General features: G+C 59.5%; 12 protein-coding genes and 1 tRNA gene. 9 read left to right on the top strand and 4 right to left on the bottom strand.

What is annotated here, in order from left to right:
- Positions 1–190 precede the first annotated feature (190 nt).
- The 4 genes from SH664x_RS02675 (at position 191) to SH664x_RS02660 (ending at position 4,660) form a co-directional block, all read left to right on the top strand.
- The gene (locus tag SH664x_RS02675) at positions 191–1,435 is read left to right on the top strand and encodes a hypothetical protein (protein WP_437204819.1); all 1,245 of its coding nucleotides are present in this window, start codon (positions 191–193) and stop codon (positions 1,433–1,435) included.
- A gap of 191 nt (positions 1,436–1,626) precedes the next feature.
- Positions 1,627–2,331 (top strand): hypothetical protein, encoded by a 705-nt coding sequence (locus tag SH664x_RS02670; protein WP_437204817.1) that lies wholly within the window; start codon positions 1,627–1,629, stop codon positions 2,329–2,331.
- The gene (locus SH664x_RS02665) at positions 2,240–3,820 is read left to right on the top strand and encodes a hypothetical protein (protein ID WP_437204816.1); all 1,581 of its coding nucleotides are present in this window, start codon (positions 2,240–2,242) and stop codon (positions 3,818–3,820) included. Before SH664x_RS02670 ends, SH664x_RS02665 begins: the two co-directional genes overlap by 92 nt.
- Before the next feature lie 201 nt (positions 3,821–4,021).
- On the top strand, positions 4,022–4,660 hold the full coding sequence (locus SH664x_RS02660) for a hypothetical protein (protein ID WP_437204814.1): 639 nt from the start codon (positions 4,022–4,024) through the stop codon (positions 4,658–4,660).
- 102 nt (positions 4,661–4,762) lie between these two features.
- On the opposite strand, the gene SH664x_RS02655 is transcribed toward SH664x_RS02660, so the two are convergent.
- Positions 4,763–5,050 carry a DUF1330 domain-containing protein gene (locus SH664x_RS02655; protein WP_437204812.1) on the bottom strand — a complete coding sequence of 96 codons (288 nt, stop codon included), beginning with the start codon at positions 5,048–5,050 and terminating at the stop codon, positions 4,763–4,765.
- A gap of 388 nt (positions 5,051–5,438) precedes the next feature.
- Between SH664x_RS02655 and SH664x_RS02650 the strand changes: the two genes are divergently transcribed.
- Both SH664x_RS02650 and SH664x_RS02645 read left to right on the top strand, forming a co-directional pair.
- A complete protein-coding gene (locus SH664x_RS02650) occupies positions 5,439–6,386 on the top strand; it encodes an AAA family ATPase (protein WP_437204810.1) in 948 nt (315 codons plus the stop codon).
- Between the two features lie 300 nt (positions 6,387–6,686).
- Positions 6,687–8,183 (top strand): sulfatase, encoded by a 1,497-nt coding sequence (locus tag SH664x_RS02645; RefSeq protein WP_437204808.1) that lies wholly within the window; start codon positions 6,687–6,689, stop codon positions 8,181–8,183.
- Here the strand turns inward: SH664x_RS02645 and SH664x_RS02640 are convergent.
- Positions 8,173–8,985, bottom strand: a complete 813-nt coding sequence (locus tag SH664x_RS02640; protein WP_437204806.1) for a hypothetical protein — start codon at positions 8,983–8,985, stop codon at positions 8,173–8,175. The two genes, SH664x_RS02645 and SH664x_RS02640, sit on opposite strands and share 11 nt — an antisense overlap.
- Before the next feature lie 148 nt (positions 8,986–9,133).
- Entirely contained in the window at positions 9,134–10,069 is a 936-nt protein-coding gene (locus SH664x_RS02635) for a sugar phosphate isomerase/epimerase family protein (protein WP_437204804.1), read from the bottom strand.
- A 324-nt stretch (positions 10,070–10,393) separates the two neighbouring features.
- Here SH664x_RS02635 and SH664x_RS02630 point away from each other — a divergent pair.
- Positions 10,394–10,468: transfer RNA gene (locus tag SH664x_RS02630), tRNA-Cys, on the top strand.
- A 213-nt stretch (positions 10,469–10,681) separates the two neighbouring features.
- Here the strand turns inward: SH664x_RS02630 and SH664x_RS02625 are convergent.
- Positions 10,682–11,704 (bottom strand): N(4)-(beta-N-acetylglucosaminyl)-L-asparaginase, encoded by a 1,023-nt coding sequence (locus tag SH664x_RS02625; RefSeq protein WP_437204802.1) that lies wholly within the window; start codon positions 11,702–11,704, stop codon positions 10,682–10,684.
- A 213-nt stretch (positions 11,705–11,917) separates the two neighbouring features.
- Between SH664x_RS02625 and SH664x_RS02620 the strand changes: the two genes are divergently transcribed.
- Positions 11,918–12,766, top strand: a complete 849-nt coding sequence (locus SH664x_RS02620) for a sugar phosphate isomerase/epimerase family protein (protein ID WP_437204801.1) — start codon at positions 11,918–11,920, stop codon at positions 12,764–12,766.
- A gap of 312 nt (positions 12,767–13,078) precedes the next feature.
- Positions 13,079–13,402, top strand: coding sequence for a hypothetical protein (locus SH664x_RS02615; RefSeq protein ID WP_437204800.1), 324 nt, complete (start codon positions 13,079–13,081; stop codon positions 13,400–13,402).
- The last annotated feature ends 541 nt before the right edge of the window (positions 13,403–13,943 follow it).

Raw genomic sequence — 13,943 nt, 5'->3', positions numbered from 1 at the left:
TTTTCCAAAGATTCCCGGGGCGCCAATCCGAAAACAAGATGTGACCAAGAGCCTGTGCACGTGATTCAGAGGTTGGCACAGGGGACGTCTCGGTTGGGCGACAGGGTGTCGCCAGCCATCAAGTTTAGCCATTACCGGCGCTGTTGGTCGACTGCAATCCCAGCGATTCCAGCATGGAAGAGGTCTAGCGATGCGACTGTATTTTCTGGCCTTGGGCACCTTGCTCATTGTTTGTGTGGGATGCGCGAGCGATGGCCAACAGGTTTTTAAGAAGAACGAGTACCACGCGCCTCCCGCAGCCATGATGGATCACCCCGGCCCGATGGTCGGCGGTCCTGGTCCGGGAGTCATGCTGACTTCCGCCACGGCCATGGCGCCCGCTGGCGGCCCCGGGTGTCCTCCCGGTGGTGCGATCGGAACCATGCCGGCTGCCTGCCCTCCCGGCGGGTACGGCTTTGTCCCGCCGCAGGTGACCCGGACCACTCAGGTCCGGTTCCTGGGCCCGGAAGGGATGCACATTGGCTGGCAGGTCGGCTCGAGCTTTGCCGAAAACCAGCTGATGGCTCCGGATCGCTACAACTTCGTGCAGGCAGCGACCTATCGCCTGAAGTTGTCCAGCATCCCCGGACGTGAAGGCCTCAGCATCTATCCGTCGCTGCACATCTATCCGACGCAGGCTGCGACCGCCGCATACCTGGAGCACAATGCTCTGCCGCTGCGGATCACAGACGAAGATCTGGATCAGGTGGAAACCAATAACTTCGTGACCAAAGTGATTTATCTGCCGGACGCCCGGTATCAGGAACTGGCCATCGCCGGAGTGGAAGAACTGGTCTCCACCCGCCTCGGCCCGGGACTGGACCCGGTGGCAGAAGCGGATCGCCGCGGAACGATCATGGCTGTGATCCGCATGGGGAACATGAACCTCGAAATGCCGAATCAGGCCGGCTACGCCGTCGGACAGAACGGTGGTCGCGGAAACGTGATGCAGACCCAGTACACTCCCGGACCCGATGGTGCTCAGGGACAGTTCGTGGCTCCGGTTCCCGTGGGTGGATACCTCGGCATCGGCCAGCCCGGTGCAGGCATCCCCGGTGACGTGGTTGTCGGTGGCCCTGCCGGCCCCGGAATGCCCGCCTACGATCCGATTGCAGGTTACAACGCCCCGATCTACGGCATGCCGACCGTCGGAACCCCGATCGGACTCCCCGGCCCGCCGCACATCCCGCTGGGACGTCCCGCCGGACTCAAGTCGCACACCGTTCGTAATACGACCGACTACAACATTCCCGGACCTGTGGATCACATGCTGATCGACGTTCGTCATGAACCGGGTCTGAGCCTGCCCCAGCCGGTCAAGTACATCCAGTACACGGAGAAGCACCCGGTGTATCAGCAGGGTGAAGTCTCCCAGCCAGCCTGGGCTCAACCATAGCCCCATGACTGCAGAAGCCGGGGCATCCCCCCGGCTTTTGTCATTGGAGCATCGGATACAGCGCCGACGCGACTCCTTCTGCCGAAAGACCACAGCCGAGTGGTCAGGCCATAGCGCCAGTTCCGATTCGCAACCTCTGCTCTCTCCTTTGCAGGCTTTGTGTCTCTGTCCTCTCAAACAGTTGAACACCCATGTTGCATCGCTGTTCCAAACTGATTCTGCTCATGAGCAGCCTGCCGGTGCTGTTTTCATCGCCGGGGCTGGCGCAGGACACGAAGCTGATCCTGGACCATCGCGCACCGACGGGGGTCGTCGGCCGGGTCAATCTGCTGATCCGGCCCGGAGCGGAAGCGGCTGCCCAGCCAATTCGCATCGTTCCGCCTTCCACGGGAGTCGTCTCGTTCTATGCCGGCTCGCCACGCAATGTGGTGGCACAGCCCGCTCCCGCGCAGGCCAGCTTTCTGGTGGGACGCGTTTATCGGGTGAAGATCAGCGACATGCCGGAGTTCCCCGGCGTCGAGATCTTCCCCACAATTGAACTTCTTGACCGTCTGCATCCTCCGGCCGAGCTCGTGCAGGAATATCCAATTCCGATTGAGCTCACGGAGCAAGAGATCGAAATCGTTCTGCAGGATCGCATGGTGACCAAAGTGGTGTATCTGGAACAGCCCGACATGGCCGTTCCGGCAGTCCAGGGGAAGGGAATTTTCACCGAAGACGTTTCTCCGACAGCCAACCTGCTGCAGGCTGCCGATTTCCGGGGACGTCCAATGGCCATCGTGCGAATTGGGGGACGGGTTCCGGATGCGAACTCGCCTGCTGACGAGTTCTACAGCCAATCACCAGTTTTTCTATCTGGAAATGAGCCGGCCGCTCGCCCGGCTGCGGGGGGATGAGATCATGAAGCGTTTTTCACTGCGCCAGCTGTACTCGCAGACATGGCTGCGGCATGCAGCCACCGGACTGACAGCAGCGACATTGCTGACTACAACCTCATCGTGCAGTTCGGTGAACCGGATGGCGCGAAGCGTCTTTCATCGCGATGAAACGGCACTCGCCGACGCGAGCAACAAAGAGGCTGCCAAGGCCATCGCTCCGGAACACAAGTCAGCCGAAAAAGACAAAGAAGCTGCACTGGCGCAGAAGGAGACGGCCAAGCCCGACAGCAAAGCGGCCGCTCTGGCCGGCAAGGCCGCCAAGCCCGCCGAAAAAGATCCCTTTGGCATCGGGGAAGACCCGTTTGCCACTCTGGGGGGCACAGGCATCCAGCAGACAGCGCTCGATGTCGCTGCTCCCCAGACCGCGCAGGCTGACATTCCGTTCGGCGAAAAACCCCGGGCAACACCGATTCACCATGAGGCCGAACCTCGCCTCGCGGCGGACCCGGCCTGGAGCAACTGCCCTCCCGGCGGTCCCGCCGTGGCAGCGACCTGTCCGACGGGAGAATGCCCGCCACGCCCCTTCCCGGGCGCGGAATATGTCGGAGATGAATATGTCTGCGACGGGGGCGACAAGGGAATTCCGGTCCACTACGAGGGGAAGAACCGGGCCGGTCTCGGACTGGAAGATACCGTGGCGGAGTACATCGACTCCGATGGCAAACGCCGCGTGAAGCCGAGCACCGAAGCCTGTGTCTACGCTCCCCGGTTTGGAGCGGTCCGTTCGGCGACCACACCGGTGGAAGACCTCTCCATCGAGAAGGCGCTCGGCCATCAGGATGAATGGTCACTGGCGGCACTCGACGCCAAAGCGGTCCTGGATGAAAAAGTCCAGACCGATGAAGTGCAGGACCTGCGGATTCGCTCCCGCGTGAGCGGACTCGAAGGTCGCACGGTTGATGACAAGCTCAACCAGACAGTCGCCGCAGCCCGCCACATTAAGACACTCAATGCGTTCGAAAACATCCAGTTCTTCCGTGAGGGTCTGTTTGACCGCATCGACATCGCCCTGCTGGAAGCGAGCGTGGACAGCGCGGTGGAATGGTCCGGTGGACGCAGCGCTTTGATCATCGCCCATGATCAGTCCGGACAGATCGTGCAGGGTCGGTCGATGGCGCAGGATATGACCGGAGTGGAAGACCGCCGCACACCGGGCGATCTGCGGATCGTCAAGGTCGCCGACCGCAAGTCGGGTCATCCGGGCGACATCGTGACGTTTACAATTCGATTCGACAATGTGGGTGACAAAGAACTGACACGCGTCCGCGTGGTTGATAATCTGTCGCCTCGACTGGAATACATTGAGAATTCTGTCGACTCGAATCTGGATGGCCAGATCCACACCGACGACAACGGCGCCGGCGGGAAACTGCTGACGTTTGAATTTGATCAGCCGCTGAAGGGGAAGACCGGAGGTTTCGTCTCCTTCCAGTGTCGGCTGCGGTAATTTCGCGGATGGATTCGCGTACTGCGAAACGCCCGGGTTCATGGATGAACCCCGGGCGTTTTTCCATTTCGGGGGAAAGGGGAGTCACCCTGTTCCTGCCCGGGCCATCTCTCCGTCGCACGCTGCTCGATAATTCTCACCGTCTTCGATATGGTGGTTGCGTCCGTTTCGACTGCCGAGCACCTCTTTAAGGGGCAAACTGTGAGCGACCCAGAATCCGGTTTTCAGATTGAGCCAACGCCCCGTCCCCCCCGTAGCACCGCCTCTAAGGTGCTGCTGGGATTCGCTGTCGTGGGAGGTCTGGCACTGCTGGTTTGCTGCGGCGGCGGATACTACGTCTATAAGGAGGGGATGTCGTTCACACAGGATCCTGCCGAGGTCCGCAACATCGCCAACGAGATTGCCTTCATCAATCTTCCGGAAACATACGAGCCCGAAGCAGGCTTCCGGTTGAACCTGGGAATGAAGATGCAGACGGCCATGTTCAAACAGGGGGATGGCGGCCTCTTTCTGATGCAGATGCAGCTACCCGGCAACCCTTCTCAGAAAGAGATGGAGAAATCCTTCCGCGAGAAAGAGCAACAGCAACAGCAGTCACGCGAGATCGACGTTGAATCGCGGGAAAAGCGATCGCTGACGATTGAAGGGAAACCGTACGAATTTGAGTTCACCGTCGGCAAAATGAAAGACAGCGGCAAGCCGGTGCATCAAGTCGCGGGGATGTTCCCCGGACGCAACGGCATGGCGTTCCTGACCGTGACCCATGTCGGTGAGGACTGGAACGAAGCCGAAACAATCGCATTGATCGAATCCATCAAGACGACCGCGCCGAATCCATGATTGCCAGAGTGAATGGTCGTCTCTACGAAACCCATATGCGTAGAGAGGAACCCATCTTGGTCGTCCTGAAGAACTGAAGCGGCCCGCAAACCGGCGGCCGCTTCAAATCCCTTCCACGAAGATGGCCCGATACTCGGCCCCCCGGAGCCGATACTGCTTCGCTGCGGTGTACTCGGGTCCGAGATACCACGCTTTGGCTTCCGCCAGCGTCGGAAACTCAAGCAGCACCACCCCCTCGACAGGAGCCCCGTCGAGGACTTCGTGTGGTCCATAAATGACACGGGGAATTGCCGAATGCCCCTCCAGTGTCCCCCCTTCCTGTTCGAAATAGGCCTCCAGCTCCCCCCGGTCGGTCGTCTCTTCCTGAATCAGAATCACATAAGCAGGCATCGGCGTTTCCTCGCTGGGCAGGAACGGGTCGATCTCAATTGGGAAGGCACATTCGCAGTCGATGGGCTCCTGATCCGGAGGGAGCCGTGACCTTCTCCGGAGGGGTCGACCTCATTTGTTCTCGTTTCCTGGAACCATAAAATCACTCCCCCTCACCGTGGCGGATTGTAGAGTTCTGAAAATCGCAAGAGAGAGTCAGGTCCGGTCGAACGTCAGGCGGCGTTTCAACTCCCCAGGGACAAAAACAACTGCAGGTCGCGGGATTCCATTCGCAAATGATTCGCTGGCGGCATAATTCCCTCGCAGGAAATCCCGCGGATGGAATGCACTTCCGGCATCTTGCGATTATCATTTCCTATCTATCGTCCAGACAAATCACTTCGCGGAGATGGTCGTGCCCGGCGAGACAAGCAGTTTGATTGAGAAACTGGAGCAGAACATTGCCAAAGTCCTGCTGGGGAAACAGCAGGTGATCCGCTTGTCTGTGGTCGCATTGCTGGCTGAGGGGCACCTGCTGATTGAAGATGCCCCCGGCGTCGGCAAAACCTCACTGGCCAAAGCGATCTCCCATAGTCTGAACTGCAAATTCACCCGTCTGCAATGCACGCCGGACCTGCTCCCCAGCGATATTCTGGGGTCCAGCATTTTTTACCCCAACCGGGGCGAGTTCGAGTTCCGTCAGGGGCCGATTTTCACCAACGTCTTCCTCGCCGATGAAATCAACCGCACCACTCCGCGAACCCAGAGTGCGCTGTTGGAAGCGATGATGGAACATCAGGTCTCGGCCGACGGTCAGACTTACGCCCTCGCCCGCCCGTTTCTGGTCCTGGCCACACAGAACCCGTTCGAGTTTGAAGGGACTTATCCGCTGCCCGAAAATCAGATGGACCGCTTCATGATCTGCACCGAGGTCGGTTACCCAGATCGTGCAGCCGAGCGGGAAGTCTTCAACAGCCACCGGTCCGGTGAGCCTGTCGATACCCTGAAACCGGTCCTCACGGCAGAACAACTCAGCCAGCTGCAGAAAGAGGCCCGCAAGGTCGAAGTGGAGTCGTCACTTGTCGATTACATGCTCGACATCATCACCGCCACGCGCACCCACAAAGAGCTGTCACTGGGAGTCAGCCCTCGCGGCGCGCTGACGTGGTATCGTGCGGTGCAGAGTCTGGCGCTCATCGAAAAACGCAATTTCGTGATTCCCGATGACGTCAAGGCCCTGGCTGTCCCGGTTCTGGCCCACCGCGTGGTGTGCGGGGGGGTGATTCGCGAAGGCCAGCGGCAGCGTGCCCGCCAGATCATTCAGCAGATCGTCGATTCCACCCGCGTCCCGAACTGACAGCCGTTGGCAGGCGATTCGAGTGCGGGTTGCTCTTCCTATGCCCGCACAGCACGCGCTGCGCCTCATGACCGGCTTGCCTCCGCGTCGCGTGAACGGGTGCACCCAAAGCGAATACGCTGGCGGAGCAGACTCCGGCAAAGTTCCGGACAAGGACGCGCGAAAATATGCCGCTGTTCGGGGGGGGACAATGCAGGGGTGCATTCGCTTTGCCGGATGCGATCTTTTAGACTCGGTTCAGGCTTGCGGCTGATATTCCTCACGCAAGTATCTGCCTTTCTCAAGACCGGGGACCAGACGATGAGATTCCGGATCCAGCTGCTGTCGTTCCTTTGCTGCCTGCTGGTCTGCATCAGCAGCAGAGCCGCGGAAAAGCTGAACGTGCTGTTCCTGATGGCTGATGATCTCAACTGCGATCTGGGGTGCTATGGGAACACGCGCGTGAAATCTCCGAATCTGGATGCGCTGGCAGCCAGCGGCGTCCGGTTTGAACACGCCTACTGCCAGTTTCCACTCTGCGGTCCCAGCCGTGCGTCCCTGCTGACGGGGCGTCGCCCGAATGAAACCCAGATTCTGCGGAATGCCCGATCCGGCCGCTTCGGCCGGGACTACACATTGACTCCCCATCTGCGTGAGACGATTCCCGACACCGTGACGCTGCCGCAACTGTTTATCGAAAACGGCTATGCCGTGGGGCGGGTGGGAAAACTCTATCACTATGGCGTCCCCGGCCAGATCGGGACGGATGGACTTGATGATGTCCAATCCTGGCAGTTTGTCGTCAATCCCGCCGGCCGGGACAAAGCGGATGAACCGCAGATTTTCACGATCGGAAAGGATCGCAACTTCGGCGGAATGCTGAGCTGGCTGGCCGCGGAAGGAACCGACGCGGAACAGACCGACGGGATCGGCGCCAACGCCGCCATCCGCCTGCTGGAAGCGAATCGGGACAAGCCGTTCTTTCTGGCTTTCGGCTGTTTCCGTCCGCACACGCCGTATGTTTCCCCGAAGAAATATTTTGATATGTACCCGAAGGAAGCGATCCAGCTTCCGGAACTCTCTGAAGACGATCGCAACGAATTTCCAGCACTGGCCTATGCCGGCCAGAAGCCCGAGCAGCGCCAGTTGAATGATGACCAGCGGCGCTCCGCCATTCAGGCCTACTCCGCCTCGATCAGCTTCATGGATGCCCAGGTCGGTCGCGTCCTGAAAAGCCTCGATGAACTCGGCCTTCGCGACAAGACGATTGTCGTCTTCGCCAGTGATCACGGTTATCACATGGGGGAACATGGACTGTGGCAGAAGATGAGTCTCTTCGAAAATGCAGCCCATGTCCCGCTCATCATCTCCGCACCGGGAATGAAAGGAAATGGCCATGTGGCGACAACAATGGCGGAACTGGTTGATCTGTATCCGACTCTTGCACAGCTGTGCGGATTAACGGCTCCGGATTACATCGATGGCGTCAGTCTCGTCCCTGTGCTTGAGAATCCTCAGGTGCAAATCAAAGAGATCGCATACACCCAGGTAGAGCGGGGACAATCCGAAGGCGTCAGCCTGCGGACGACAGACTGGCGCTACACGCTGTGGGGAGGGGGTGCGGATGGCGAACAGCTCTTTGAGATCGGTAAGGATCCGGGAGAGATGAAGAACGTTGCTGCAGACCCGCAACATGCAGCCGTCGTGGCGAAGTTCAAAGAACTGGCCCTGAAATATCAAAGCAACCGGCCGACACCGAAGCCGGACCAGCAGCCGGGACAAAAGAATCGCCGTCCACGCGCAGGAGCTACTCGATAAGCTGGGAATCCGGTTGGGTCGCGGGGCCTCCGCCGGCGGGCGTGGAGGTTTCTGTTGCCGGAGCAACCGGGGGGAGCGCGCGGATGCTCAGTGACTTGATGCCGACAGCACGCGGGCCGTATTTCGTGTCATAAACGCCGACCACAATCGAGCCGGCGGAATAATTGTGGAGAGGAACCGTGTTGATCACGGTGAACTTCCCCACCGTGACCGTGAGGTTGCTGTTCGCAACCTTGATACTGAAGGGTTGCTCCCCTTTCCATTCGAACTTGTCGAACTCCATCGTGCGTCCCTCGATGGCCTTCGTCCCCCGCAATTCAGAGAGGAACCAGGGGGAGCCGCTCTGCATCAATGTCGGGTTGTGAACCGCATACCCCCGACCCTGATCCCATCCCAGCAGCAGAAACCAGCCGCCAAAGCCGGCCATCTTGGCGACGCCGGTGAGTTCGAACTGATCGGCCCAGCAGAGCTGGACGGCCGAGTTCTTCCCGCTCAATGCCTGCAGATATCCGTTGGCAATCCCCCAGCTTCCATCCGCAGCAAAGTTCCCCAGCACGAACGGATCACTCGGACGCGGGCCGGTGAACTGCAGCGAGTCGAGCGAAGTGATCTTCAGCTTCGGGGGAATCGCAACCGGCTGTCGCGTGGGAGTCAGCCTGTAGAGCAGCAGCGGCTTGTCTGTGGCCACATTTCCCGCGTAACCCTCGGGCTGGGCGAAAGCGAACCCGGCCGGCACGAACAAAAACGCCCAGAGTGCCAACGCCCGAGTGATCTTCTGGCTGCCGATCTTTTGCGCTCGCATCGCTACCACGCCTTCTTCGGATTGTTTCCGGAATGGACACCACCCGCGCAAGCGCTGCATTCGTAAACTGATCGGGTCCCTGCCCCGCGGAGCTGGGCATGTCTTCGATGGACATGCCCGCTTCCCCGGGACCGGCAAGGGAGTTCCCCTATGCAATCAGTTCGCGCAGCTGATCCAGATAACGGGGTACGGCCGTCCGGGGATTTTCTTTGTCTTCGTATTCGAGGGTGATATACCCACGATAGCCCGCCTGCTTGAGGATCTCGATGATCCGCTTGAAATCTGCGGGGCTCTTCTCGCCAGCCGGAGATCGCATCGACGCTTTGATCTGGGCGTTGACCGCATAGGGGGCGATCTTTTCCAGATCGGCATAGGGGTCTGCGGTCAGAAAGTTTCCACTGTCGAAGTTGACCCCGAACCACGGCGAGGGGTTGACCTGTTTGACCAGCGCCAACAGCTGCTCCGGCGTGGCCGTCAGACCGTGATGATTTTCGAGTGCAAGAATCACCCCCTTCGTGGCAGCATAGGGGAGCAACTCGTTGATGGCGCCCACAATGCGGGCGGCGGCGTTGGCATCGGTGTCACCGGCGGGTGTCTTGCCGGCGAAAATCCGAATGACCGGGGCGCCGAAGATCGCGGCGTAGTCAATCCATGCGCGCGTGAGCGCCAGGTTCTCTTCACGCTGAGGACCTTCCGGCAATCCGAAATCGTTGTTGATGGCGGTTCCGGTAATATCAAGTCCCAGACGAAACGCCTGCTCCTTGATCTTCAGCAGATATTCGTTGCTGGTGTCCGCGAAGAAATAGCTGGTCAGTTCGGTTCCATCCAGATTCTGCTCGGCACAGTAATCGATGAATTCGGTCAGCTGCATCTTCCCCGCCTTGGGCTTGGGAATGTAGCGCTGCAGCTCGGGCAGAAACGAATAAGCGGCAAGGGCCAGTTTGAAATGCGGCTTTCCGTTCCGGACCGGCGGTTCCGCTGCGGAAAGGACAGAGGCGGCAGCCAGCGAGGCGCATCCCAAAGCAGATGTCTGCAGGAACTGACGGCGGGAGACAGGGGAGGCAGAGGACAGAATGGAGGACATGAAGAGGTCCATCAAAAAGGGGAGGCAGACAAGGAACTCAAAATCGATGGATCAGATTATCCAACAGAACTTGGATTCTTCCAGTCCCCGCCGGAGATCGGCAACATGAAATGTCTGCCGGTTCCCGGACTCCGTCGAGACTCTGACCGATCATTGGATTGACCAGTCCGATGTCGATGAGTAATCTGCAGAAGCTGAGTGGATTTTAAGGGCTTGGCCGCAGATGCCAGTTCGTCGGAATCCATCAGGCGTGATCCATGGCAGGAAAACGCACGAAATGCCCAAAGTTGCGGCTGTTCGTGTCCGATTCTGTATGACACCAACGGCGCAGTAGCCAAGTGGCCTAAGGCGACGGATTGCAAATCCGTTATTTCCCCGGTTCGAATCCGGGCTGCGCCTCTCAATAAACTTTGCGGCAGTAATAATTTGCGGCAACTTTTGCCTCTGGCAATTTTGTCGCATCGCGACAGAAGGCAGTGCATAGGCAGTGAGCTGGCGCGCTTTCAGTCGCGATCATCGCGACTTGCTTCCTCCTCAGAGGGGGTCAGGTTCCGCCATCCAGCGCCACGGCCGTCTGCCGTCCGGAGAAATCCCCCTGTCGGCTGTGATCAATCACCTCCGCAGGTGCTTCTCGAACAGATACGCACAGGGCTCCAGCCGCGTCCCTTCCCGATCGGTCACGGCGTATTTTGTCGGTCCCCAGATCGAGACCCCTGCCGAATCGCCGTTTTTCCCGAGGACATAAAGCTTCAGGCCGAAATTCGGCAGGCCATCGCTCCCCAACAGCCAGGGTTCCCGCGCATGGGCCACGATCCGCTGTAACACCTCGCGTCCCGCTTCGAGTGGTGATTTGCCCTGTCTCAGCAATTCGACCACCGCGTGCGACGAGCAATTGCGCAGGTTCTCCTCGCCCCGTCCCGTACTGCCGCAACTGCCGTATTGATTGTCGACATAGAGTCCGGCCCCCACGATCGGCGTATCCCCCACCCGTCCGGGGATCTTGAACGCCAGACCGCTCGTGGAAGTGACACAGGAGAGATCACCATTGCCGTTAATTGCAGAGCAATGGACAGTGCCGGTAGGACGCTCCACCGCCTCGGAACGCTGGTATCCCGTGCCCGCGGGAACTCCCTCTCCCGGTGGTTTCAGTTGAAAGAACTCCCTGACGGCGGGAGACAGTTCCTCCCACGGGGGAGCCAGCCAGTCATCACGATCCGAGTTGGTCTGCTTCCAGTACAGCCAGATCTGTCGCACAGTCTCCGTGAGCAGATCTTCTTCTACGAAGCCCTGCGCTCGCGCGAAGGCATTCGCTCCCTCCCCCACGAGCAGCACATGCTTCGTCTGGTCGAGGACCCGTCTGGCGAGTCGGGCGACGTGTCGAATACGCTTCACCCCCGCGACCGCCCCCGCACGATGTGTCGGTCCGTGCATCACGGCAGCATCCAGTTCGACCTCCCCCAGTTCGTTCGGCAGTCCCCCATATCCGACAGTGAGATCCGCCGGATCGTCTTCCACGAGGGTCACCCCTTCCACCACCGCATGCAGAGGATCACCTCCCTGCTGGATGATTTGATACGCCAGTCGTGTCGCCTCCAGCCCGTTTGCGGAAGCGATGACACGGGAGTTCACAGACATCGAAGAGCCTCGGACTTGAGGATGACGACGCACAACAACACGGATCGACGAGCGACGATCAGTGTATCGCGATCACAGACTCCGTGAACCGGTATCGACACCGTTTTGATCCAGAGCCACGCCGTTGCGGAATTGCCAAGTGCTGGAGAGCGACCGGGACAATTGTTATTCTGCCGGATCAACGTCTTGCCTTACGGGAACGGGAGAAATTTGATGTCACGCTGGCCATTGGGGGTCTTTACATCTGTGGATGCTGGGCTGGGAGTCCACCTGGAAGTGGTCCAGGAGCTGGGGATTCCGACGGTTCAGATTCACGCACCGCATCCGGAATCCCGAACCGCGCGGACCGCTGAGGAGTTTCTGGAACGCTGCCGGAAAGCCAATATCCGGATCACCGCTGTCTTCGGCGGATTCGAAGGAGAGAGCTACGCGAGCATCGCGGAAACAGCCCGGACCGTCGGACTCGTCCCACCGGAGACGCAGGCCGCCCGGCTACAGGAAATGAAAGAGATCTCCGACTTTGCCCGCCAGGTCGGCTGCGACGTGGTGGCACTCCATATCGGTTTTGTGCCGCAGGACCGGAATTCTGCAGAGTACAAAAAGCTGCTGGATGTCACGCGGGAACTGCTGGATCATATCCAGCAGAACCGTCAGGCGCTGCATCTCGAAACGGGACAGGAAACCGCCGACCACCTGCTCGAGTTCATCGGCGATGTCGGAAGGGACAACCTGTTCATCAACTTCGATCCCGCGAACATGATTCTGTACGGGACCGGGAATCCGATCGAAGCGCTGAAGAAGGTGGGGCATCTGGTTCGCAGCGTCCACTGCAAAGACGGGAAATGGGCAGCTGCGGATCGGGGGGTCGCCTGGGGAACTGAAGTTCCGCTGGGAGAAGGGGACGTCGGCATGGAGACATACCTACGGACACTGCAGGAGATTGGGTATGAAGGACCGCTGACCGTCGAACGGGAAATCCCCCAGGACCGGGAACGCCAGAAAGCCGATGTCGGCACCGCCATTCGGCTGCTGGAGACCCTGCGGTCGAAGGTGCTGGCCTAGAGTCTTCCGATTTCGGGACCGCCCGCTCTCGCCTGGTGATGTGAAGGGGCGATGAGACGAATCGAAAACGACTAACAGAAGAACCGCGCTGACCCTTGCAGGCAGCGCGGTTTTTTTGTGTTCTTGAACGTTGCCGTTTGCATTTCCCAAAACGCGATTCTGAAAGCGATGAGCGAGAAGTTAAGCAGGGACAAATACGCAAGATGCAACGAGCGCCCCCGACCTGATGGTCGACATCCCGCCGGGGAGCGGGTATTCTCGATTCCGTCAAATGTCGCTCAATTCACCCAACTTCACAGTAGGGAGTTCATCATGCGAGTGTTGAAGATTGCTGGATTTGCGTTGGCACTGACAGTCGCGGCATGGGCCGGTCGTCAGGCAGAAGCGGGACACTATTGGGTGAGCGGCTATGCTCCGTACGCTCCAGTGGCCCCGGTCTACTACCCGGCCGCTCCGGTGGTCACCACCTATTACGCCCCGTACGCACCGGCCTATGCTGCCCCGGTGGCTCCGGTCGGCTACGTCGGTGCCCCGGTCGTGTATCCCGCGCCGGTGATCGCTCCCGCCTACCAGCGCGTGACCGTCCGTCCGTATCGCGGCGTTGTCCGGGTCCGGAACTACGGCTGGGGCTGGTAAGCCCGGTCGGCGGTCCGACGAAGAAATTGCACTGACAGTCAATTTGAGTTCCGTAGCGAAGGCGTGGCCGACATCGGCGACGCCTTCGCTCGTTTTCGGCTCCGGCAATTGACTCCCCGGCTCTCTCAACGCCCCTCGTCGACCAGCAGTTTTCGCATGTTCAGACGGCGGAAATCGGTTCCAAACCGGTACGTCGGCAAGTTCTGCGACCGGACGATCGGCTCCTCAGCAAAATGCAACGAGCAACTGGACAGTCTTGGGAGCATTCCGATATTTCTCCCCCCGCAACGTTCACACGTCCTCCTCCCACCCGCTGAAAGTCGACTCGAATCGAATCGACAGTGTTCCTTCCGGAACGTTCGAGCCGACCCGATCGGGTCCCCCTTTCAGTTTTTCCATTTCCCCAGCCCACAATTTTTCAGTTTTTGAGAGTTAGTTTGTAACGGTCACAGAACCTGTGACATTCGCCCTCAATCACTCTCCTCGAAGAGCCGATAATAGGTTGAAGACAGATTGCCGACCGGTCGACGGGACAAGCCGC

The sequence above is a fragment of the Planctomicrobium aquicomposti genome (assembly GCF_051466325.1).
Classification (GTDB): domain Bacteria; phylum Planctomycetota; class Planctomycetia; order Planctomycetales; family Planctomycetaceae; genus Planctomicrobium.
Note: the sequence above shows the minus strand (reverse complement) of the source record. Positions and strands in the feature narration are given on the sequence as shown.

Coding starts and splice junctions, on each gene's coding strand:
- SH664x_RS02635 (WP_437204804.1), bottom strand. CDS start 10,069: ATGTCCTCCATTCTGTCCTCTGCCTCCCCTGTCTCCCGCCGTCAGTTC.
- SH664x_RS02645 (WP_437204808.1), top strand. CDS start 6,687: ATGAGATTCCGGATCCAGCTGCTGTCGTTCCTTTGCTGCCTGCTGGTC.
- SH664x_RS02670 (WP_437204817.1), top strand. CDS start 1,627: ATGTTGCATCGCTGTTCCAAACTGATTCTGCTCATGAGCAGCCTGCCG.
- SH664x_RS02615 (WP_437204800.1), top strand. CDS start 13,079: ATGCGAGTGTTGAAGATTGCTGGATTTGCGTTGGCACTGACAGTCGCG.
- SH664x_RS02620 (WP_437204801.1), top strand. CDS start 11,918: ATGTCACGCTGGCCATTGGGGGTCTTTACATCTGTGGATGCTGGGCTG.
- SH664x_RS02655 (WP_437204812.1), bottom strand. CDS start 5,050: ATGCCTGCTTATGTGATTCTGATTCAGGAAGAGACGACCGACCGGGGG.
- SH664x_RS02650 (WP_437204810.1), top strand. CDS start 5,439: ATGGTCGTGCCCGGCGAGACAAGCAGTTTGATTGAGAAACTGGAGCAG.
- SH664x_RS02675 (WP_437204819.1), top strand. CDS start 191: ATGCGACTGTATTTTCTGGCCTTGGGCACCTTGCTCATTGTTTGTGTG.
- SH664x_RS02640 (WP_437204806.1), bottom strand. CDS start 8,985: ATGCGAGCGCAAAAGATCGGCAGCCAGAAGATCACTCGGGCGTTGGCA.
- SH664x_RS02625 (WP_437204802.1), bottom strand. CDS start 11,704: ATGTCTGTGAACTCCCGTGTCATCGCTTCCGCAAACGGGCTGGAGGCG.
- SH664x_RS02665 (WP_437204816.1), top strand. CDS start 2,240: ATGCGAACTCGCCTGCTGACGAGTTCTACAGCCAATCACCAGTTTTTC.